At 38.4% G+C, this 22949-nt stretch carries 16 protein-coding genes; 10 read left to right on the top strand and 6 right to left on the bottom strand.

The window, feature by feature from the left end; translation table 11 throughout:
- From kamC to BZG01_RS08560, 8 genes are all read left to right on the top strand, one after another.
- On the top strand, positions 1-1398 hold the full coding sequence (gene kamC, locus BZG01_RS08595; protein ID WP_101309424.1) for a lysine 5,6-aminomutase reactivase ATPase KamC: 1398 nt from the start codon (positions 1-3) through the stop codon (positions 1396-1398).
- An 84-nt stretch (positions 1399-1482) separates the two neighbouring features.
- On the top strand, positions 1483-3033 hold the full coding sequence (gene kamD, locus BZG01_RS08590) for a lysine 5,6-aminomutase subunit alpha (RefSeq protein ID WP_218973057.1): 1551 nt from the start codon (positions 1483-1485) through the stop codon (positions 3031-3033).
- Positions 3034-3174: 141 nt separating this feature from the next.
- Positions 3175-3963, top strand: coding sequence for a lysine 5,6-aminomutase subunit beta (gene kamE / locus BZG01_RS08585; RefSeq protein ID WP_101309422.1), 789 nt, complete (start codon positions 3175-3177; stop codon positions 3961-3963).
- A gap of 92 nt (positions 3964-4055) precedes the next feature.
- On the top strand, positions 4056-4718 hold the full coding sequence (locus BZG01_RS08580) for a 3-oxoacid CoA-transferase subunit B (protein ID WP_101309421.1): 663 nt from the start codon (positions 4056-4058) through the stop codon (positions 4716-4718).
- Positions 4719-4809: 91 nt separating this feature from the next.
- On the top strand, positions 4810-6015 hold the full coding sequence (locus tag BZG01_RS08575) for an acetyl-CoA C-acetyltransferase (RefSeq protein WP_101309420.1): 1206 nt from the start codon (positions 4810-4812) through the stop codon (positions 6013-6015).
- Positions 6016-6245: 230 nt separating this feature from the next.
- On the top strand, positions 6246-7385 hold the full coding sequence (locus BZG01_RS08570) for an acyl-CoA dehydrogenase (RefSeq protein WP_101309419.1): 1140 nt from the start codon (positions 6246-6248) through the stop codon (positions 7383-7385).
- A 105-nt stretch (positions 7386-7490) separates the two neighbouring features.
- The gene (locus BZG01_RS08565) at positions 7491-8276 is read left to right on the top strand and encodes an electron transfer flavoprotein subunit beta/FixA family protein (protein WP_101309418.1); all 786 of its coding nucleotides are present in this window, start codon (positions 7491-7493) and stop codon (positions 8274-8276) included.
- Between the two features lie 143 nt (positions 8277-8419).
- A complete protein-coding gene (locus BZG01_RS08560) occupies positions 8420-9418 on the top strand; it encodes an electron transfer flavoprotein subunit alpha/FixB family protein (RefSeq protein ID WP_101309417.1) in 999 nt (332 codons plus the stop codon).
- 111 nt (positions 9419-9529) lie between these two features.
- Here BZG01_RS08560 and BZG01_RS08555 read toward each other — a convergent pair whose 3' ends face one another.
- The 4 genes from BZG01_RS08555 to BZG01_RS08545 all read right to left on the bottom strand — a co-directional run bounded on the left by BZG01_RS08555 (position 9530) and on the right by BZG01_RS08545 (position 15590).
- Positions 9530-10048: a hypothetical protein gene (locus tag BZG01_RS08555; RefSeq protein WP_218973056.1), complete on the bottom strand. Its 519-nt coding sequence runs from the start codon at positions 10046-10048 to the stop codon at positions 9530-9532.
- 42 nt (positions 10049-10090) lie between these two features.
- The gene (locus BZG01_RS21980; RefSeq protein WP_281256423.1) at positions 10091-10213 is read right to left on the bottom strand and encodes a hypothetical protein; all 123 of its coding nucleotides are present in this window, start codon (positions 10211-10213) and stop codon (positions 10091-10093) included.
- A gap of 734 nt (positions 10214-10947) precedes the next feature.
- Positions 10948-14529: a PKD domain-containing protein gene (locus BZG01_RS21975; protein WP_101309416.1), complete on the bottom strand. Its 3582-nt coding sequence runs from the start codon at positions 14527-14529 to the stop codon at positions 10948-10950.
- A 2-nt stretch (positions 14530-14531) separates the two neighbouring features.
- Positions 14532-15590, bottom strand: a complete 1059-nt coding sequence (locus BZG01_RS08545; RefSeq protein WP_101309415.1) for a right-handed parallel beta-helix repeat-containing protein — start codon at positions 15588-15590, stop codon at positions 14532-14534.
- A gap of 294 nt (positions 15591-15884) precedes the next feature.
- Between BZG01_RS08545 and BZG01_RS08540 the strand changes: the two genes are divergently transcribed.
- Together BZG01_RS08540 and BZG01_RS08535 are read left to right on the top strand one after the other, a co-directional pair.
- Positions 15885-18773, top strand: a complete 2889-nt coding sequence (locus BZG01_RS08540) for a sensor histidine kinase (protein WP_180327263.1) — start codon at positions 15885-15887, stop codon at positions 18771-18773.
- 6 nt (positions 18774-18779) lie between these two features.
- Entirely contained in the window at positions 18780-19619 is an 840-nt protein-coding gene (locus BZG01_RS08535; protein WP_101309413.1) for a LytR/AlgR family response regulator transcription factor, read from the top strand.
- A gap of 19 nt (positions 19620-19638) precedes the next feature.
- Here the strand turns inward: BZG01_RS08535 and BZG01_RS08530 are convergent, their stop codons facing one another.
- Both BZG01_RS08530 and BZG01_RS08525 read right to left on the bottom strand, forming a co-directional pair.
- Entirely contained in the window at positions 19639-20220 is a 582-nt protein-coding gene (locus tag BZG01_RS08530; protein WP_101309412.1) for a HutD/Ves family protein, read from the bottom strand.
- A 134-nt stretch (positions 20221-20354) separates the two neighbouring features.
- Positions 20355-22775 (bottom strand): alpha/beta hydrolase family protein, encoded by a 2421-nt coding sequence (locus tag BZG01_RS08525; RefSeq protein WP_101309411.1) that lies wholly within the window; start codon positions 22773-22775, stop codon positions 20355-20357.
- Positions 22776-22949: the final 174 nt, after the last annotated feature.

The raw sequence follows: 22949 nt of genomic DNA, 5'->3' as shown, positions 1-22949 counted from the left end.
ATGTTTCGAAAAATAGTAGCACACACAAGCGGATTGCAATTTCTAATGGAGGATCTTGATTTAAGATCCCCAATGGGAAGACGCTGCCTGCTGGATTCGAAAATGATGTGTTGCAAAAATGAAATTGCTACAGAATTGAACCTAGTTGATCAGCTGGTGCAAATTTTGGATCTTAACTCAGATTTGATTTTTAAAATTCAGAACAAATTAATGCATTGCCGTGATATACGCGGAAGCGTGAATAATTTGCTGGGGAATTTAGTTCTTGATGATGTTGAGTTGTTCGAAATTAAGGTATTTGCTTTATTAGCTCAGGAAATTGTTGAGCTTCAAAAAGAAGAAAAGCAGAGTTTTCTGGAAATTCAAGATTTGAGTGAATTGATTCGATTGTTGGATCCTCAAAATACAAAAATTCCATCTTTTTACATCTACGATAATTACTCAGAGGAATTGGCCGAAGCTCGAAAAGAGTTGAAATTAGCTAAGAGTAAGAATGGTGATTCTGATTTTGAGATTGAAGCTTTATTCAGCAAATCACAGGCAATTGAGGCAAAGGTTCGAGAGGATCTATGTTCTAAAATCTCTTTACACGGAGCCGGTTTAGCAAATGCATTACAGCAACTTGCTCATTTGGATTTATTAATCGCGAAAGCGGTTCAGGCCAAAAAATGGAATTTTAGTAAAGCGACTGTTTCAGAAGGAAATACAATATATCGGGGCTTGTTTAACCCCATGATTAAAAATGAACTGGCAAACCAGAATAAAGATTACCAGGCTATAGATATTGAGCTTGAAAGTTCGGTTTGTGTAATTACAGGAGCAAATATGGCTGGGAAAACGGTGGTGTTAAAAACACTTGCTCTTTGTCAGTATTTGTTTCAGTTTGGCTTTTTTGTTCCGGCTGCATCGGCACAAATCAGCATTGTTGATCAAGTAATGATATCGGTTGGCGACGAGCAATCAGAATTGAATGGCTTGTCTTCTTTCGCCTCGGAAATGTTGAATGTGAGCCGTATGGTAAAAGATTCTAAAAGCCATAAAAATGTTTTGGTTTTGATTGATGAATTGGCTCGGACAACAAATCCGGTTGAAGGATTAGCTATTGTAAATGCTGTAGCGGATATTTTTTATGAAGGGAAAATTAGAAGTGTTATTACCACACATTACAGTGGATTGAAATCCAAGTTCAGAAAACTTCGGGTGAAAGGTCTGGATAAGGATTTGGGTGCAAATGTAATCACCCACAAAAATATTAACAGTTATATGGATTATTCATTGGTGGAGGATCTTGAAGGGGAAGTTCCTCACGAAGCGCTTCGGATTGCTTCTTTATTGGGAATCGATAAAGAGATTATTGATCGGGCGCAGAACCAATTAGCGAGTAAGAATAAATTATGAGTTGTTAGTTATAAATGATGAATTGTGTGATAGCATTTCTTTATTTATAATTCATAATTCTTAAATCATAATTAGGAAGAAATGATGAGGAGTAAACTAGGTCTTGACTTTAAAAAAGTTGGATACGCCAAAGAGGTGTCGAAGCGAATTGCAGACGATGTTCAAAAATTCGTAGACAACTACTCAACTGTTGCAGTTGAGCGTACTTTGTGTCGTCTTTTGGGAATCGATGGAGTTGATAACAACGAGGTGCCACTACCAAATGTTGTTGTTGATGTACTTCAGGAAAAAGGAGTTTTGAGCGAAGGTGTAATGTTCTTTTTGGGAAATGCTGTTTTGGAAACAGGTTTAAACCCACAGGAAATTGCAGAAAAAATCGCTGTTGGAGAATTGGACTTAACAACAATTCCAGTTCATGCAACCGAGGAAATTCACCAGGCAATTCAACCTTTTGTGATAAAAAGCATACAGGTGATTAAGGATCGCAAAGCGAAAAGAGATAACTACCTGAATACAATTGGCGAAGGTGCTAAACCTTATTTGTACGTGATTGTGGCTACAGGAAATATCTACGAAGATGTTGTTCAGGCTGAGGCAGCTGCTCGTCAGGGTGCTGATATTATTGCAGTAATCCGAACTACCGGACAAAGTTTGTTGGATTACGTTCCTTATGGAGCAACCACCGAAGGTTTTGGTGGAACTGTAGCAACTCAGGAGAACTTCCGAATTATGCGTACTGCATTGGATAAGGTGGGCGAAGAGGAAGGCCGTTACATTCGTTTGTGTAACTACTGTTCTGGTTTGTGCATGCCCGAAATTGCAGCAATGGGAGCAATTGAAGGTTTAGATGTGATGTTGAACGATGCATTGTACGGTATCCTTTTCCGCGATATCAACATGCAGCGTACGATTGTCGATCAGTATTTCTCAAGATTACTGAATGGTTTTGCAGGTGTAATTATTAACACCGGAGAAGATAATTACCTGACAACTGCTGATGCATTTGATGAGGCTCATACAGTGTTGGCTTCCGATTTTATTAATGAGCAGTTGGCATTGGTTGCCGGTATTCCTGAAGAGCAAATGGGATTGGGGCATGCTTTTGAGATGACTCCCGATTTGGAAAATGGTTTCCTTTATGAATTGGCACAAGCGCAAATGATCAGGGAAATTTTTCCGAAAGCGCCTCTAAAATATATGCCACCAACAAAATTCATGACTGGAAATGTTTTTAAAGGTCATGTTCAGGATGCATTATTCAATCAAATTTCAATATGGACCGGACAAGGAATTCAGTTGCTGGGAATGCTTACCGAAGCAATTCATACACCATTCATGTCCGACAGATATCTTTCTATTGAGAATGCAAAGTACATTTTCAACAACATGAAGAGTATTGGCGACGAAATGGAATTTAAAGAGGGGGGAATTATTCGTCAGCGAGCAGCAAAAGTTTTGGATGATGCAACTGAATTGGTTGAGAAAATCGAAAAGGAAGGATTGTTCACAGCACTTGAAAAAGGGATTTTCGCTGATATCAAACGTCCAAAAAACGGCGGTAAAGGTTTAGCTGGAGTTGTAGAAAAAGGAAGCAACTACTTCAATCCGTTTATTGAATTATTGCATAAGAAGTAACAAGTATAAAGTACAAAGTATCAAGTCCAAAGATTTGTGTTTTTGGAGTCGGAAAGTCACCCTTTCAGGGGGGATTAGGGGGGTGTTAAAAGACACGGCTGCGATTGCATTTGATATTTAAAATATAAAGGAGACAAAAAAATGAGTGGAGGTCTTTATTCAACCGATTCCAACGAATTTGATAAAACACTTGATCTAACTAAGATCAAGCCTTACGGCGATACCATGAACGATGGTAAAACTCAGGTGAGTTTTACTTTGCCGGTAGCCAAAGGTGATGAGGCAATTGAAGCAGCCAAGCAGATGATGAGGAAAATGGGTTTCGAAAATCCTCAGGTGGTGTATGTTCAAGAGTTAATGAAAGGGTTTACATTTTTCAATTGTTATGGAAATTGTATTCATACGGTCGATTTTACAGGAATTACTGTTCCTAAAGTGGAAGCAACGGCTATGGATATGCACGAAACGGATGATTTCATTAAAGAAAACATTGGTCGTTCGATTCGTGTATTAGGTGCCAGTACAGGTTCCGATGCGCATACTGTTGGAATCGATGCCATAATGAATATGAAAGGTTTTGCCGGACATTACGGTTTGGAGCGTTACGAAATGATGGAAGCTTTAAACATGGGAAGTCAGGTGCCAAACGAAGAGTTTATCGCGAAAGCAATAGAATTCGAAGCAGATGTTCTTTTGGTATCACAAACAGTTACTCAAAAAGATGTTCACATTAAGAATTTGGTAGATCTGGTTGAGCTAATGGAAGCTGAAGGATTGCGCGAGAAAGTAATTTTAATTTGCGGCGGACCGCGGATTTCTCATGAGTTGGCAAAAGAATTGGGTTACGATGCCGGTTTTGGAATGAATAAATATGCCGATGATGTTGCATCATACGCAGCTCAGGAATTAAGCAGAAGATTAAATAAATAGTACAGAGTCGCTAGTACTTAGTCGCTGGTAGAACTGGTTACTAAAGTCTAAAAACTAGTTACTGATAACTAACTACTTATTACTCAAAAGACATGGATAAAAATGAAATCAGAGAGGTAATTGCCAGGAGAGCTGCTCTCGAATTACACAATGGTGATGTAGTAAATCTTGGAATTGGATTGCCAACAATTATCCCAAATTACGTTCCTGAAGATGTGAATGTGATTTTACAATCGGAAAACGGATTGTTGGGGATGGGTGTTGCTCCTGCTGAAGGAGATGAAGACCCTGATTTTGTGAATGCCGGAGGTGGATTTATTACTTGTAAAAATGGTGCCAGCAGTTTCGATAGTTCTGTTTCTTTTGGAATTATTAGAGGTGGTCATGTTGATGTTACTATTTTGGGAGCCCTTCAGGTAGACGAAAAAGGAAATTTAGCAAACTGGATTATTCCAGGCAAAAAAACTCCGGGAATGGGAGGAGCTATGGATTTGATCGTTGGAGCCAAGCGTGTGATTCTTGCTATGGAACATACTGCACGCGGAAGTCATAAAATCATGACGGATTGTAATCTTCCATTAACTGCAGCAGGTCAGGTAAACATGATTATCACAGAAATGGGTGTTATGGATATCGTTCCGGAAGGAATTCTTTTAAAAGAGATCAATCCTTTATTTACCATTGAGCAAATTCAGGAAGCTACCGATGCAAAATTAATTATTGCTGAGGATTTAATTGAAATGCGTAAAAATTAATAATAGCAAGTAGCAAGATTTCAGTATCAAGACGTACTGCCAGTTATTCTTGGTACTCACTACTTAATACTATGTACTAAATACGAATATTATGAGCAAAGTATATATTGTTGCAGCCAAGCGAACTGCAATCGGGAAATTTTTAGGAGCATTAACTCCTGTTAAAGCCACTGATTTGGCAGCCACAGTAATCAAGAACATCATTGACGAAACCGGCGTTGATGCGGCTAAAATTGATGAGGTTGTTGTTGGTAATATCCTTATGGCTGGTCAAGGTCAGGGGATTGCCCGTCAGGCTTCCATTAAAGCTGGTATTCCTCAGGAAGTTCCTGCTTACGGAATCAACATGATTTGTGGTTCAGGTATGAAAACAATCAATTTGGCCTATGCGAACATTAAAGCCGGTGAAGCGAATTTGATACTTGCCGGAGGAACCGAGAACATGTCGGATGCTGGTTTTGTAATGCCGGGCACAGTTCGCGGCGGACACAAAATGATGGATTTGAAAGCAGTTGACCACATGGTTTTTGATGGTTTAACAGATGCTTTTGAAGGATACCACATGGGAATTACAGCAGAAAACATTGCGGCTAAATATAACTTAACGCGCGAAGAGCAGGATGCTTTTTCTTTTGCTTCTCAGCAAAAAGCAATGGCCGCTCAGGATAAGGGAAATTTTAAGAATGAAATTGTTCCTGTAGAGATAAAATCCCGCAGAGAAACAATCATTTTTGATGCGGATGAATTCATTAATCGTGGCACCAGCGCTGAAAAATTAGCTGGTTTGCGTCCCGCTTTTAAAAAGGATGGAACGGTAACTGCAGGCAATGCATCGGGTATAAATGACGGTGCTGCTTTTGTACTGGTTGCTTCGGAAGAAGCTGTTAAAGAGTTTGGTTTAACTCCTCTTGCAGAGATTGTGGCTACCGGACAAGGTGGTGTTGATCCTGCAATTATGGGGATGGGACCTGTTCCTGCAATTGCAAGTGCATTGAAGAAAGCGAATATGAAATTGGAACAAATGCAAGTGTTGGAATTGAACGAAGCTTTTGCGGCTCAATCATTGGGAGTAGTAAAACAATTGTGTGAAGATCACGCTGTTGATGCTGATTTCTTTGCTGAAAGATGCAATGTGAACGGAGGAGCTATCGCTTTAGGTCACCCAATTGGAGCCTCAGGAACCCGTATTACCGTAAGTTTAATTCACGAAATGAAACGTTCCGGCAAAGAATACGGATTGGCTTCACTTTGTATCGGAGGCGGAATGGGTACTGCAATTATTTTGAAAAATGTTTAAATAGTACTGAGTAATTAGTTTATAGTAGTTGGTACAAGACAAAGTTTATTTATAGTACTAACTACTAGTGTCAAGTTGAACCTGAAAATAGGTTTAACCAGTCAGAGTGCGAAGCTCCTGACAGCGTTAATTCCACAGGTATTCAACATTGTTTGGGTAACACATTACCCGAAATAGCATGGTGGGTCTGATACTAATTTCTAACGACTAATTACTATTATCTGAAAAGAATGAATTTTAGCTTAACAAAAGAACAGGAATTATTCCAGCAAATGATTAAGGATTTTGCTGAGAATGAAGTGAAACCTTTGGCTGCTGAAGTGGACGATTTGGAGCGTTTTCCGATTGAGACAGTAGAGAAGATGGCCAAAATTGGAATTATGGGCATTCCTATTCCAAAGCAATATGGTGGTGCAGGCGGCAGTAATGTAATGTACTCGATGGCCGTTGAAGAGTTATCTGCTGTATGTGCAACTACAGGGGTTATTGTATCGGCTCACACATCATTGTGTGCGGCTCCTATTTTGGAGCACGGAACAGAGGCACAAAAGCAAAAATACCTTCCTAAGCTTGCATCCGGAGAGTGGATTGGTGCTTTTGGTTTGACTGAACCTAACGCAGGTACCGATGCTGCAGGACAACAGACAACCGCAGTTGAAGATGGCGATAATTATATCATCAACGGAAGTAAAATATTTATTACCAATGCAGAATTTGCTCACGTTTATGTGATTTTGGCAATGACTGATAAATCACAAGGTACACGTGGGATCACTGCTTTTATCATTGAGAAGGGAACTCCTGGTTTTTCTATCGGAAAGAAAGAAAAGAAAATGGGTATCCGCGGATCTGCAACCTGCGAATTGGTATTCGAAAATTGTATTGTTCCTAAGGAAAACATGTTGGGTAAATTGAGTAAAGGTTTCGGTATTGCTATGAAAACCTTGGATGGCGGACGTATTGGTATCGCGGCTCAGGCTTTGGGCATTGCTCAGGGAGCTATCAACGAAACAGTGAAATATGTGAAAGAAAGAAAGCAGTTCGGGCGTCCGATTTCTGCCTTTCAGAATACACAATTTCAGTTGGCTGATATGAATACCAAAACGGAAGCTTCGCGTATGCTGGTTCGCAAAGCGGCTTACAAAAAAGATGCTAAACTTCCTTATTCGGTTGATGCTGCAATGGCTAAATTGTACGCTGCCGAAACTGCCATGGAAGTAACCAATAAGGCAGTTCAACTTCACGGAGGATATGGTTATACCAGAGAATATCCGGTGGAACGTATGATGCGCGATGCAAAAATCACCGAAATCTACGAAGGAACATCAGAAGTTCAGAGAATGGTGATTTCAGCCAATATGTTAAAATAAGGATTTAATTATTCGTAGGGACACGACATGTCGTGTCCGTTTAACACGAAACGATTTAAGGACACAACATGTCGTGTCCCTACAATCCCAATAAAAAGAAAAGAAATGAAAATAGTTGTCTGTATTAAACAGGTACCGGATACAACCGAAATAAAAATTGATCCGATTACGGGAACTTTGATCCGTGACGGTGTGCCAAGCATTATGAACCCTGATGATAAGAGTGGTTTGGAAATGGCATTGCAGTTAAAAGATGAAAAAGGAGCTCATGTTACCGTAATTACCATGGGGCCTCCTCAGGCCGATTTAATTCTTCGTGAAGCTTACGCTATGGGAGTTGATCGTGCGATCCATTTAACTGACCGGAAATTTGCAGGAGCAGATACTTTGGCTACTTCGCATGCTTTGGCAGGTGCATTACGGAAGATTGATTTTGATCTTTTAATCACAGGCCGTCAGGCGATTGATGGTGATACTGCTCAGGTAGGTCCTCAAATTGCTGAGCATTTGGATTTGCCCCAGGTATCTTATTTGGAAGATTTAAAATTCGACGGAGATAAAACGTTCACAATGAAACGTCATATCGAAGACGGATACCAAATGCTGGAGGTAGAAGCCCCTTGTGTAGTAACCGTTCTTTCATCGGCAAATACACCCCGTTACATGAATGTTGGCGGCATTGTTGATGCCTATCAAAAAGAGGTTGAGGTTTGGGGATTCAACGAAATTGAAGTTGATGAGAAAGATCTGGGATTAAAAGGATCACCAACAAGCGTACACAAAGCATTTGCCCGTGGTTTGAAACCTGCAGGCGAGCTTTACGAAGTTGGTACTGATGAGGCTGTAGGAATCATCATCAAGAAATTAAAAGAGAAATTCATTCTAAACTAGAAACAATTACCAATTATAAATTACGAATTACGAGTTGTCAAGCAGATGTTGGTTTTAGACTGTCATTTGAAATTGATAAACCAATTGTAAAAGTTTCCGTAATTCGTAATTATTTATTCGTAATTACTTATTCGTAATTGATCATGAAATTAGAGGAATACAAAGGCATTTACGTTTTTATCGAACAACGTGAAGGCATCATTCAGAACGTAGCTTTAGAGTTGCTTGGACAGGCCAGAAAGCTGGCTGATGAGTTGAACGACAAAGTGTACGCAATGCTATTGGGACATCAGATTACTGATCAGGCACAGAGCTTAATTGCCCGTGGTGCCGATGAGGTGATTGTTGTTGATGCCCCAGAATTAAAAGAATATACTACAGAACCATATACACAGGCAATTTGCCAGATTATCAACGAAAGAAAACCGGAATCTTTATTTATCGGGGCAACCACTTTGGGGCGTGATTTGGGGCCAAGAGTTTCGGCCCGCGTTGGCACTGGTTTAACAGCTGATTGTACCAAAATTGAGATTGGTGAAAATGGCGAAATGCTAATGACCCGTCCTGCTTTCGGAGGTAACCTTATGGCGACTATTGTTTGTAAAAACCATCGTCCGCAAATGGGAACGGTTCGTCCGGGAGTATTGTTTGCCATGGATGCTGACGAAAGTCGTACCGGAGCTATCGTGAACTACGAGGTGAAATTCAATGCTGCTAAGTTTCGTGTGAAATTGTTGGAAACCGTAAAGGAAGACAACAATTTAATTGATATTACCGAAGCCAGAATTTTGGTTTCAGGTGGACGTGGAATTGGTAATAAAGAAGGTTTTGAGGCAATGGATGCATTGGCAAACACATTGAATGCGGAAGTTTCGGCTTCCCGTGCCATGGTTGATGCCGGTTACATTGGTCACGACCGTCAGGTAGGACAAACAGGGAAAACTGTTCGTCCCGATTTGTACTTTGCATTCGGTATTTCAGGAGCCATTCAGCATGTTGCCGGTATGGAAGATTCCGACTTGATTATTGCCGTAAACAAAGACAAACACGCACCAATTTTTCAGGTTGCTGATTTGGGTATCGTTGGGGACGCTAAACAAATCATTAAAAAGCTAACCGAGAGATTGGAGAAACAAAATTAATCACACCATTAACTACAAGTTGAAAGACTCGCTCGATTGTTTTCGGACGGGTCTTTTTTTGTGAAACCTGACGGAGTCTTTAGACCCGTCAGAGTTGTAAGAGATGAAGAATTAGATTTCCAACCAGTCATCCATCTCGATAAAATCGACCTGTTGCAGATGCATATATTTAAAATTTGTTTCATCATCGAACCATTCAATTACTTCTTTTCGTTTCAGATTGGTCGGTTTGCCCGATAAACAAGTCAGATAGCTGCTCCACGGATAGTCCACAGCAATATCCGTAAATCCATGATGGATTGGGTTGTTGTGGATGTATAAGACCAGTGTTCGGAAATAAGTTTCGTCATCCACAAGTTTTCTTTTAAAAGGGCGTTCGAAAAGGGATCCTGTTCGCTGGTACTTTTTATTAATGTATTTGGAGCAGGCATTAAAAAGATGTGAAAAGTGTTTTGTGGGATTTGGCTTTTTGATACCAACTCTATCAGGTTCTTCGAACTCTGACAGGTTTTCATCCGGTTGGGTTTGAAACCTGACGGAGTCTTTAGACCCGTTAGAGTTTAAATGTTTGTAAATCCCAATTTCTTTCTCCGATTTTATTCTAATCAGTAAATGAAAATGATTAGGCATTAAAACCCAGGCAAAGGTATCTGCAACAGGCTCAATATACTTCTAGTAAAGTTTTAGGAAGTGCTTGTAATCATCTGTCTCCCGATACAAATTACATCCATCAATACCACGATTATAAATGTGATAGTAAGTATCATATTCTAAAGGAATCGTTGCTGACGGCATTTTGTTTTGGTTAGTTATTGTTTAAACCAGACAGGTTTATTTACAGTTTATTTGTTAACCTGTCTGGTTTTTTCTTTTTGGTTCTGAATTGATTTTAAAAATACAAAAACAATAATCAAATTTTATTAAATCAATCAAATTATTGTTTATTGGAGTGATTCCTTTAGCTAAAGCTTCTAAAAAACATCCTTCAACATCAAGGCAAGGTTTTATATTATTTTGCTGATATTATTACTATATCAGAAGAATAAACGAGAGTATTTGCGTAACAGATTGTATGCTCAGCTGAATGAATGATGCTGTCTGCAAATAAAATTATACTGTCTGCTGAATAAATAATCTATTCAGATGTCATCTGAATATTTCTTTTTCTCATCGGAAACAGTTGTTTTTTCATCTGATATTATCATTCATTAAGATGACTTGTATTAAATTTATCTGAGTAATCTAATTTATCAGTTTTATTGATTAATTATTAAGCTGAGTATATTATTTCGAATAAGTTGAGAGCCATGGCGGGCGAAAAAAATCGAAAAGTTTTAATAATTGCATGCCGATTTGAAACCCAAAAAGGCAGATACATTTAACAATCAATAATTGCGGAATAGGTGTTGAGTTTGTTTCGATACAGAATTTTGTGAAGCCTTTGCTGTATGCAATTGAGATCGTAAATAAAAAGGGAACCCGTTACAAACAGATTCCCTTCCCTCTAACTAAAATGTACTTCTACTACATCATTGTTTAACAATTTTGAAGCTGACAGCTTCGTTTTGGTTGATAAAGTGAACAAAATACAATCCTGCCGGATAACTTGTCAAGTCTAGAGTGGTTGTTGGTTCCAGTTGTTTGTACAAGATTAGTTTTCCGGCTGAATCGAACAGTTTTACCTGTATGTTGGTTGAGTAATTGAAATTTTCATGCAAATCGATCACCAACTTTCCTTTTGTTGGGTTCGGATAAATGGAGATGTTCTTTTTGATAAGCTCTTCGATTCCCACCAAAATGACTTCTACCTGTTCGGATATTTCTGATTTACATCCATACTGATTCCAAACCTCTACGGAATAATTTCCATCCAGCGACGGCGAGAATTCCTGATTGGTGGTTCCATTCTGCATTTCGTTGTTGCGATACCATTGGTATTCTGTGGCAGAGGTTGAATACAGTACGCCATCGATGTAAGTTGCGACAGGAATTTCCGGTAAATCATGAACGGTTACTAATACTTGATCGGCAGCCGAACAGCCATTGCTGTTTTCCACACGAAGAGCGCAGGTGCCGGTTGAACCGATTTCATGTGCATATGTTCCTTCCACATTGTTCCAAAAGTAGTGAGCGTAGTCATCCGAAACCGTAAAAGTATGAGTTTCACCCTCGCAAAGATCAATATCGTCACCTAAATTAATATCCGGACTTTCATTAAAGGTAAGAGTCGCCGCATCCGTTGCTTCGCAACCATTGGTATCCACCACTTTCAAAGTATAATCTCCTTCCGCCGAAGCGATCAATTCGTTTGTACCTTCTGTATTGTTCCAGAAATACTGCGCAAAATTATCCGCCACACTAAAAGAATGTTCACTGCCTTCGCAGATTTGCACATCGGCCCCTAAGTCAACAGATGGAGCAGTATGGAAAGAAAGATTTGCCACGTCAGTTGCCTCACATCCATTGGTATCCACCACTTTCAGAGTATAATCTCCTTCCGCCGAAGCGATCAATTCGTTTGTACCTTCTGTATTGTTCCAGAAATACTGCGCAAAATTATCCGCCACACTAAAAGAATGTTCACTGCCTTCGCAGATTTTCACATCGGCCCCTAAGTCAACAGATGGAGCAGTATGGAAAGAAAGATTTACCACATCTGTCGCTTCGCATCCGTTGTTGTCCACCACTTTTAGGGTGTAATCTCCTTCCGACGAAGCGATCAGCTCATTTGTGCCTTCTGCATTGTTCCAGAAGTAGTGAACGAAATTATCCACTGCACTAAAAGTGTGTTCACTGCCTTCGCAGATTTTGATATCGGAGCCCAAATCAACCGATGGTGCAGTGTGGAAGGAAAGATTTACCACATCTGTCGCTTCGCATCCGTTGTTGTCCACCACTTTTAGGGTGTAATCTCCTTCCGCCGAAGCGATCAGCTCATTTGTGCCTTCTACATTGTTCCAGAAATACTGCGCAAAATTATCCGCCACACTAAAAGAATGTTCACTGCCTTCGCAGATTTGCACATCGGCCCCTAAGTCAACCGATGGTGCAGTGTGGAAGGAAAGATTAACCACATCTGTCGCTTCGCATCCGTTGGCATCAATCACTTTCAGAGTATAATCTCCTTCTTCGGAAGCGATCAATTCGTTCGTACCTTCTGCATTGTTCCAGAAGTAGTGAACGAAATTATCCACTGCACTAAAAGTGTGTTCACTGCCTTCGCAGATTTTGATATCGGAGCCCAAATCAACCGATGGTGCAGTGTGGAAGGAAAGATTTACCACATCTGTCGCTTCGCATCCGTTGTTGTCCACCACTTTCAGGGTGTAATCTCCTTCCGCGGAAGCGATTAACTCGTTTGTACCTTCTGTATTGTTCCATAAATACTGCGCAAAATTATCGGCTGCACTAAAAGTATGTTCGCTGCCTTCGCAGATTTGCACATCAGCACCCAAATCAACCGATGGAGCAGTATGGAAGGAAAGATTTGCCACGTCAGTAGCTTCGCATCCGTTGTTGTCCACCACTTTTAGGGTGTAATCTCCTTCCGCGGAAGCGATCAATTCATTTGTACCTTCTGTATTGTTCCAGAAATACTGCGCAAAATTATCGGCTGCACTAAAAGTGTGTTCGCTGCCTTCGCAGATTTGCACATCAGCACCCAAATCAACTGTTGGTATTGCATGTATGCTAATCAAATCTGTCATGCTTGAAACATCTGATAAGGAATAGGTATCATTGGTTGCTGTTAATGATACGGTAAACGAACCAGCTGTATCGTAAGTGTGCAGAGGATTTTCTTCGGTACTTGTACTTCCGTCACCAAAATCCCAAAGGTAAGTTTCCCCGTCGGTTGAGTTGTTGGTGAATTGTACATCTGTTGGTCCGCAGCTTTCTGTTTTGTCGGCGATGAAATTGGCAACAACCCGAGCTAACCTATTAATTGTATCGGTAGTTGCAACGCTCCACTGTTTGGTGTCATCAAGGAATTGAACATGAATGAGCTGATTGTCTCCAATAGGAAGATGATCAAGATGAATGGATTCTGACAAGGTGAATGGAGTAATCGATTCACTTAAATCAATTTGTTTGATACTTGTTACATCATCATTAAACCAATATCGGTACGAAGTAATTTTTCGGGCAATAATTCCGGAATTGCTGCCATATTTTCGAATAAAAGATGTCGCTGGAACGCTCCATTGATTCGAATCATCTTTGAAGCGCATGTGTATGGAATGAAAGCCACTTGCCAGCAGTTTGGTGTCCAAAACCTGATTGATTACAGCAGTATCGGTTAAAGGCAAAGATGAGGCAATTCGATTGCTGAAATCATCATCTATCCAGTATTCAAAACCATTAATTTTTCGAACGATACTTTCTGTTCCAATTTCGTATTTTCTGAAAAAAGAAGTTGCAGGAGTGCTCCATTGCTTTGAATCATCGCGAAAGCGAAAGTGTATGGAATGGAATCCGGTTGCTAAGGTTTTTGTATCCATCACCTGATTCAGATTGGCGATGCCGGTAACAGGAATTGCCGAAGCATGTCTGTCTGCGAAATTATCATCAATCCAGTATTCAAAACCATTAATTTTCCGAACGATACTTTCTGTTCCAATTTCGTATTTTCGAAAGAATGATGTTACCGGAGTACTCCATTGCTTTGAATCATCGCAAAAGCGAAAATGAATGGAATGAAAGCCTGCAGCCAAACTTTTTGTATCCATCACCTGATTGAGATTGGCAATGTTTGTCACAGGAATGGCTGAGACGATCCGACTGGCAAAATCATCGTCTATCCAATATTCAAACTTCGAAATATTGCGGGTGACCGCAACTGTTCCGTCAGGATATTTCCTGAAAAAATCAGTTACTGGCACAGACCATCTTTTGGAATCATCTCTGAACCTGAAATGGACAGAGTGAAAACCATTGGATAAGCCGGTAGTGATTGTATTATTGCTTAATTCAAGTGTTGCAACTCCCGTTTCTGTAACTGATATTCGAGATGTAAAATTATCATCGAACCAGTATTCATACTTGTCAATGTTTTGGGAGTAAAGAGTATGCGTAATTGAAAAAAGCAATAGTAATAGAATTACTTTTTTCATATTTATCTGTTTTGAGCTGAGATTTTAAATTGAATTGGAAGATCGCCATCGGTATTGGTTGTTCTTGATATGGTTTTTTCTTCGATTAATGGAATAACAGGTGCACAATTGTTTTTGTAAGGAGTTGGATTATCTAAATTGTCTTTGGTTCCGTAAATTCCGATTTGAGTTCCATCGTCTCCGTTAATAGCGTCGTAAGGAGCCTGTAAATGCAAATCAAAATCGTAAGCGTAAATTGTTGTGCTCCCGTCCCAACTTGTAAAAACAGATGCGCCGTTTGATGCTGCTACGATTTGATTACTGGTAAAAGTATTGTCGGCTATTGGGTTAGTTTGGTAATCGTAGTTGCTGATGATAAGATTTTTGTGCAGTGTTATGTTGTTGCAGTTTCTGAGTAAATCTGCAGTGGTTGTTCCATTGTAATAAATAATATTACTTTCAAGAGTACATTCAGCGCAGTTATAACACTGGTAATTTACTGCACCATGTAAAAATATGTTGTTTGAGAATAATCCAAATTTTGCGTTTTGAACATATCCAGTGGAAATTATGTTTTTTTCGAAAATATAGGTCGTACAATTATTGATGTTGATATTGCCTCGGAAAATACATTCTGAAACTATAAATGATGATGAAAAAGTAATGGTTGTGGGTAAGGTAATGTTTCTCATGTTGCACCGGCTAATGGTATATCCTGTTAGATCTGAGGCATTGTAACCAGCCATATCGATATCATCGCAGTAAACACCTTCTATTTTGCCTTTTATGGCACCGGCTCTAACATAAATAACACCCGAAACTTCTGTTATTCCTGTTGCTGCAGTAGTGGTTGGATGATGTCCGGCACCAAATATTGTGAGTTCTTTGTTAATGTGAAGATTTTCGATAAAGTTACCGGCCGAAATGTAAATGGTATCGCCTGCTGCAGATGCTGTTATGGCAGTACTGATTGTATTGTACATACTTGCAGTACCTTGGTGGTGAAGAATAACCCGTCTTTGTGCTTGTCCGGTAAAAACGATTGTAAAGAAAACAGTGATTAAGAGTAGAAGTTTTTTCATTTTTTTGAGTTTTAGATTTGAATTTTCTTTTAAAAGTAGTTGGATTCAACGGCAAGTCACAGAAGAAAATAACAAGTGGTAATTTGCGGTAATAAGTGGGCGTTTTTTAAGAATCAAGCATATATATATTCTGACAGTTTGTTTCCTTTGGATTGTCTTATTATTTACCACTTGTTACTCTATCTGCTCACTTGTTATCTATTGAATCATAATTCAGAATAGAATTCCTATCTTGGTATTTGTATTTAAAAACCCCTTATATCTAAACTCAAAATGAGGAGAAGCTGTCTCATCATGTTCCTGATTTTTTTGACTTTTTCTGTGTTTGCACAGCAGCGTCCATATATCAATTATACAACTCATTCGGGTTTGCCTCAAATTCAGGTTCGGGCAATTCATCAGGATCATTTAGGATACATTTGGGTAGGAACTAAATCTGGTTTGGTGAAGTTCAACGGAGAAGAGTTCGAGAATTACCTGCCAAATCAAAGTATTTCCCAAATTGAAAGCGATTCGAAAGGACGGGTTTATGTGAAAACCTACGATCAGCTTTATCGATTTGATGGCAGGGATATGTTGCTGTTAACTGACTTCAAAAATCCTGCTGCGGTGATTATAGGGAATAAAGAGTATTGGATCTTGTCTGAAAATTGTCTTTTTCAGTATCAGGATACATTTGAAATAAAGCGGTTTGTGCCGGATGTGGATTTTAAAGGGGTCATAAACTCGGTTGCATATGTAAAGGATAAAGCTGGAATGTATTTTACAATACAGGATTTAAATCAAATCTTTAGTATTGTAGATGGAAAAATTGGGCGCGAAATTAAATTTGAAGGTGCTAAAAATCGAAAGGTTTTAGCTTTAAAGGGAGAGGTAATTGTTTTGGTGGAGGAGGAAAATGAGGACATACATTATCTTAATCCGGTTGATAAGAGCAATTATTTTAGTGTTTACCGAACCAACAACCAGGTGGATAGTATCAAAATAAACCATTTGCCCGTAAAGGATTACCTTTATGTCAACGACTATTCTTTTTACCGTTTGGACAGTGTTACAAAATCCTTCACAAAATTTGATTTGGCTTTTATAAAAGCACCATATCCCGCTATTTTAGACCGGGACAATAATATTTGGGCTGGTTCGGACAATGGCTTGTATCAAATATTCAACGGACCTATATCCAATTTTCCCCGAAGCTTTATGAATGATTTCTGGACAATGATTAAAGGGGATGACGGTCATTTTTATGGTGCTGTATATAAAGATGCTTTGTATCGTTTGGACATGAAATCTCAGACCAAGGAGGAAATTCTTGCTCCGGGACCATTCCACCGCAAGGAGACTGATTATTATTATGGTGCTTCGAAAGATAAAAAGGGTTTTCTGTATTTTCCAACGCATTACGGATTGGTGAAATACAACTACAAAAACACAAAGAAATTCGATACCGGAATTTCATTGATCACGAAATACGATTCTGTTAGCAACCGAATTATATTCGGACAAATGAACGGACTTGGTTTTATCGATGAGAAGGAAAATATTGAGATCCTGATTGATTCAAGCAAGCAGTTAGTTCCTTCGCATCCTAAAACAATAGATTTTGATGAGGAGGGAAATATTTGGATTGGGACAAATGGTTGTCTCACCAAATACGACCGAAAAAAGAAATGTTTTTCAAAAATAGAGGGAGGTCCTAAGTATGGTGTTTTTTCCATCCATAAAGATGTAAAAGGAAATTTTTGGATGGGAGGGAAGGATGGTTTGTGGTTTTACAATTCACAAAATAAGGAATTTAGAAGAGTCGACGATGGAATTATCGAAAACAATATTGCCGGAATTATCTCGAAAAGTGATGAATTACTGATTGTAGGAACTTCTTTGGAGGTTTTTGCCATGGATTTGGCATCATTTTATTCCAAAGGAAATATCCGCATGAAGCTGTTTAATTTTCGAAATGGCTTTTTGTCCGAGGAGGTTTGTCAGAATGGTTTTTTACTCGATAAAGATTTGTTGTACGTTCCTTCTACAACATGCACTTCGGTTATTGATCTGGCTAAAGTCAATTTTGATACTGATTTTTATGATGTGCGAATTACAAGTCTAAATGATAAGGGAATAAGTTATTCGGATACAATTACCAGATCAGTAATTTGCATGAAAAAAGGTTGCAATGAATTGGATTTGTCTTTTGAAGCGATAGGTTTTGGTTTGCCAACCAATCCAATGTTCAAATACAAGTTGGATGGTGTAGATAGGATTTGGAGCGATTGGACAAAAAAGAAGTATGCAAACTATCGGAATTTGGCTTCGGGAAATTATTGTTTTCATGTTATGGCACGCCCAGGCGGAAATCCAAATGTTACAACACAAAAAGAGGATCATTTGCATCTTAAAATTTCGTTGCCTTTTTATAAGGAGCCTCGTTTTTATCAGCATACTTTAATTGGTTTTGTAATATTGGTGTTGATACTTGGTTTTTTTGTTCATTCCAGAATGCATATTAAAATGAAAATGTTGGATCGGGAACGAAAAATAAAATTTCTTGAAATTGCCACGCTCCAAGCACAATTAAATCCTCATTTTGTTTTTAATATTTTATCGTCAGTACAGAATTTAATCAGTTTGCATAAGCCCGAAAAGGCCAACGAATACCTAATTAAGTTTTCGAGATTAATTCGTGCTTACATGGAGGCATCTATTAAATCATCAAAGGTTTTATTGGGAGCTTCGGTTAGCAGCGAAATTACGATTAAAGAGGAAGTGGATTTATTACAGATGTATATTGAATTGGAGCAGGTAAAGCACAAAGAACGGAAGTTTGATTTTGAAATTAAATTGGATTCCGATGATTTACAAAACAAAACAATTCCGCCGATGATTTTGCAGCCTTTGGTAGAAAATGCAATTAAACATGGTTTGGAGCCTGCTGATAGAATTGGATTTCTGCAAATCCATTTTTCGGATCGGGAAGATGGTGTGGAATGTATTATTCGGGATAATGGAATTGGACGGGAACGCTCTCAGCAAAATAAAAAGGATTCAATTAAATTATATCAGTCAAGAGGATTGGAACTAATCAATAAAAAAATTGAAATTCTCAACGATCTGGATTATAAAATTAAGATTGAATACAAAGATCTTGATGAAGGAACAGAAGTAAGTGTGACATTTACTAATTAGCAGGTTATGCAAGAAGTTTATACAACATTGGTAGTTGAGGATGTTGAAGATACATCAAACTACATTAAACAAAGAATCGAAAAATTGTGTCCTTTAATCAGAGACATTCAACAAGCATTTAGTATTGATGATGCCTATGAAAAGATTAAAGCGAATCATTTCGATATCATATTTCTAGATATTCAATTGCCTAAAGGAACGGGTTTTGATCTTTTGCGAATGCTTTCGGATGAAGGCAAAATCGACTTCGAAATCATTTTTATAACTGGCGAAAGTGCAAAAGAGTTTACCCTTAGAGCCATTAAATATTCGGCTCTCGATTTTCTTTACAAACCTTTAGATGATACGGATTTGATAACTGCTGTAAATAAGGCAACCGAGAAATTAAAATCACAATATTTCAACCGACAAATAAGCTTGCTTTTAGATCGGGTTGGGGACAGTAACATAAATAAAACCAATAAAATTGCTTTGCACCTGCACAATGGTATTGTCGAATTTGTTACTGTCGATGAAATTAAATATCTCGAGGCCGATGGGGTAATTGCCTACGTATTTTTAAGAAATGGGAATCGACTCACTACCACCAGAAATTTGGGTTACTATAAAGAGATGCTGATGATAGATTATAATTTCTATCCCATAAGCAATAGCTTATTAGTAAATCAAGATTACATTGTGCGTTACAATCATAAGGAACTGCAATTAACTCTTAACGATGGCACTATTTTGTTTGCCTCAAAGCGTTTTGGGAAAAGCTTTAAAGATACTTTTACTCAGCAAAATAATAACGGATCAAAAGTTTTGCGAAGTATTGCTCACCTGTGGAAAAGGATGCTCGAGTAATATCTGACAAGCCGAAATTTTAAATGGTGATTTTCGAGAGGATCACCTCACTATCTCTACTTCCTGTTAGTTGCAGGTTTGCACTGCCAAACTGAGTAATCACCAAGAGGTTTCCTTGTTGCAGCTGATGAATTTTCTGATTTATAGTCAGACTAATTTCACCTGAGAAAATATATCCAATCAGGAAATCCGTTTCTTTTTCAAGAGGTAAATTTACAATCTGTTTCTTTTCAATAGAAAGAGCAGTGATTTCTCCTTTTGCAGTGCCGCGTGTCATCAAATTAAAGTCAATGCATTTTCCAATCGATGAGGTTTTCCACACTCCTTCAAAGCTGTCTGTATCGAATTTGCCAAGCTTTTTGCTGTAACGATTTTTGTGAATGATCTCAATCGCGCCATCTAAAATCATGATTTTTCGGGATACACCGGGTAGGGAAGTAAAATCGGATTTCTCAACTTCTACCGTGGCTGTGCTTAGTCTAAAAGCAAAATCTCTTTGCTGGTAATCTGATTTTGCAGGGTAAATATAAAGTTGAGTACTTGTTCCGCCCGACCAATTAATTGTATTGAAGTCTTCAGTCCTACTAATTTCGAAATTCATGTTGTCGTTTGTTGTATTTGGAAATCAAAATTACGAAAGACAAATGAGATTTAAAGTGCAGCTTCCCATTAAAAAAAAGGGAATTCATCTTTACTAATGAATTCCCTTCTTGTATAAAATTGAAACTTGCAGACTTATTCCATTTTTCTGTTTTTAACGTATTTCTCAAGCCACTGATCTTGTTCCCACAACATATGAAGGATACTCTCTTTGGCTCTGTAGCTATGACTTTCTTTTGGGAAAATTACCAAGCGAACGTTAGCTCCCAATCCTTTTAGTGCGTTAAAATACCGCTCACTTTGCATTGGGTAAGTTCCTGAATTGTTATCTGCTTCGCCATGAATTAACAGCAAAGGAGTTTTCATTTCGTCGGCATGCATAAAAGGCGACATTTTGTAGTACACTTCAGGGGCGTCCCAGTATGAGCGTTCTTCGCTCTGAAAGCCAAATGGTGTTAATGTTCTGTTGTAGGCACCGCTTCGGGCAATTCCGGCAGCAAACAAATCGGAATGGCTTAATAGATTGGCCACCATAAAAGCACCATAACTATGTCCGCCAACGGCAACTTTATTTCTATCGATATAGCCCAAAGAATCAACCGCATCAATTGCGGCCTTGGCATTTGAAACCAGTTGCTTACAGAAAGAATCGTTTGGTTCTGTTTCACCTTCACCAATAATAGGGAATGAGGCATCATCTAAAACAACATAACCCTTAGTTACCCAGTATATTGGCGATGCCCAATATGGATAGGTAAACTCGTTTGGATTTTGAGTGTTTTGAGAAGCACTTGTTTTGTCTTTAAATTCCTTTGGGTAAGCCCATAAAATCATTGGCATTTTTTCTTTTTTATTTACATCATAACCTACAGGAAGATATAACGTTCCGGATAGTTCCAAACCATCTTCGCGTTTGTAGTTTAAAACTTCTTTGTGCACGTTTTGGATGCTTTTAAAAGGATTCTCGAAATTGGTAAGCTGCTTTAGCTTATTTTTATCGATATCTCTAAAATAATAATTAGGATATTCGGTTTTAGATTCAATACGCACCAATAACTTTTTGTTTAGAGAATTAAAATCCTGAATGTCTTCAATTTTGTCTTCGTAAGTTGATTGATACAGGCGTTCGGTTTTTTCGGTCTTCAAATTTAACTGATCAACAAAGGGATATTGCCCTTTTTCACTGTAACCATCTCCTATTAAGAATGCATTATCACCATCTAAAGCCAGTACATAGTTTCCGAATTTGTTTCTTTTATGTACAAAGTTTCCCGGATCATTGTATTTGTCCTGATAGTTTCGATCCGAAATTATTTTGGGTTTCTGACTGGCATCCGATGGATTAAACATGTAGGTTTTTATATTTCTGGTATTCCACCAGTAATCCATGGCAATTGCAATATTGTCGTTGCCCCAGTCAATAGTATAGAATCGATTGATCGTTTTTAAGATACTTTTTGGCGTGCCGTTAAATGGAGCATCCAGTTCAAATACTTCATCTCTAAAATCCACTTTATTTTCAGGATCTCCGTCATCAAGAGCTTCAGTATAAATTAAAGTGGCGGGTTTATCATCTCGCCAATTCAAATCTCTTCTTCCGGTTCTTATTGCCATAAATCCTTTTGGCAGTTCTTCAATCAAAGGCACTTCCAAAACTGTTTGCACCATTTCGCCTTGGCTCGAATATATTGTGGTTTTAAATGGGAATCTTGAGTAGGGAACCAGATAGGAAAATGGTTTTTCGATTGTGGTTAGCATTACATAGTTTCCATCAGGAGAAAAGGTAATACTTTCAAACATTGCTGCACCTAACCATTTTTCTTTATCTCCGTTAAGGGATATTTTGTAAAGATCCGAAAGTGCCAATTGTTCAAAATTGTATTCGTCATTTTTGTTTTTCAGCAAATCCTGATAGGTTCTGTTTTGAGCTTTACTTCCTTCATTAACAGATATTGTTGGTCCGGTTGGAATACTGTTTTTTGTATCGATGAGTTCTTTTTTGTCTTCAGAAATCATTTTCACCAATAAGGATTTACTGTCTTCGAACCAGTTAATTACATCGCCCATATTGGCATTAACATTGGCTTCTGTTAATTTTGCAGCAACAGCCTTTTTAAGATCCAAAACCCAAATTTCAACACCATCTTGGCTTGTATTAGTGAAAGCGATCATTTTCTGATCGGGTGACCATTTGAAATTAGCTAAACGAGGATTTTCCGGTAATCCTGTTACGGGTTTTGGACTCGTATTTGTTTCTTTTAAATTAATTAATTTCAGATCGTTGTAATAGTTTGTTCTACTACCGATATTTGTTTTTGGGTTGATTCGTAAACCACCCAGACGCAACTCAACTTCAGAAAGTTCAGCAATGGTTTTATACGAATCACGATATCGTAAAACCATAAAATCTTTACTTTCATCAATAAGTACCGATGGGGCAACCTTCACATCAACTAAATCTAAGATCTCAGAGGAAGGCTTCTGATAAGTTATGTTCTCCTGAGCATTCGCACTTGAAAAGCCAAGGAGTAAAGCCAGATAAATGAATCGTTTCATAATAGAATTTTTATTTTCGATGAATTTTTATGTATAGTTGTTTTGTTTGTTATTACTTTAGATCATCAGCTTGTTAAGCTAACAATAAAGTTGATTGTTCTAAAATATTCCAAGACTGTTTTTTAAGATGTTGTAAATAAAAAACCGAAAATAGCAACGGCCCCTATTCCGTGT

Source organism: Labilibaculum manganireducens (genome assembly GCF_002843385.1).
Taxonomy (GTDB): domain Bacteria; phylum Bacteroidota; class Bacteroidia; order Bacteroidales; family Marinifilaceae; genus Labilibaculum; species Labilibaculum manganireducens.
This window is presented reverse-complemented; position numbering and strand designations above follow the sequence as displayed.